At 78.0% G+C, this 815-nt stretch carries 2 pseudogenes; one reads left to right on the plus strand and one right to left on the minus strand.

The window, feature by feature from the left end:
• Window positions 1–393, minus strand: a pseudogene (locus AC13HU_RS37785) (hypothetical protein); the annotation flags it as partial.
• A 22-nt stretch (window positions 394–415) separates the two neighbouring features.
• Between AC13HU_RS37785 and AC13HU_RS37790 the strand changes: the two are divergent.
• Window positions 416–815 (plus strand): annotated as a pseudogene (locus AC13HU_RS37790) (hypothetical protein); the annotation flags it as partial.

Consider the following 815-nt stretch of genomic DNA (forward strand, 5'->3'; position numbering starts at 1 on the left):
GGCGAGGGCGCCGCTCGCCCCACCGCGCGATCTGCCCCTGCCGGTCGAGAACCCGGACGCCCCGCCGTCGCCCCCCTCCTGGTCGGCCGCGTCCGTGCCGTCGGTGCAGGCGCCGCCGGCCGGGCCGTCGGTGGCCGTCGGTCCCGGGCCGGACCGGGAGGAGCCGGCGTGGCCGGCCGCTCCCGCTCCGATGGTTCCGCAGGCCGGCAGGGCCGAGGAGTTCAACTCCCGGGAGTCCGGGGAGTCCAGGGCCGGAGCAGGACCTGGGTCAGGACCTGGGTCAGAGTCCGATTCGGGGTCCGACGCCGGGTCCTGGCCGGGCACCTCCGCGAGGCCGTCCACCGGGACGGACGGGCCGGCGCAGGTCGATGGCGAGCCGCGTGAGCTCAGCACGCTGCGCTTCTCCGCCGCCGCGATGCGCCGTGAGATCGAGGAGCGGGCCGGGGAGAAGCTGCCCGAGCGGCCGGAGGACGCGGCGCAGGCGCAGGCGCAGGCGCAGGCGCAGGCGCAGGCGCAGGCGCAGGCGCAGGCGGCGGAGCCGGCACCGGAACCCGAGGACGCCCCACCGGCCAAGCGTGCCCCGGTCTGGACACCGCTGCCCTCTCCCACCGCGGATGCCCCGCCCACGGACGGAGCCGCCGCACAGGCACCACCGCCCGCGCAGGCACCACCTGTCCAAGCACCACCACCCGCCCAGGCACCACCTGTCCAAGCGCCACCGGTCCACATGCCCCCGGTCCAAGCACCACCACCCGCCCAGGCACCGCCCTCGGAGCCGCGGCCGTGGACCCCGGCTGCGCCGCAGGGTCCCGTAC

It is taken from the genome of Streptomyces sp. NH27, from assembly GCF_056859195.1.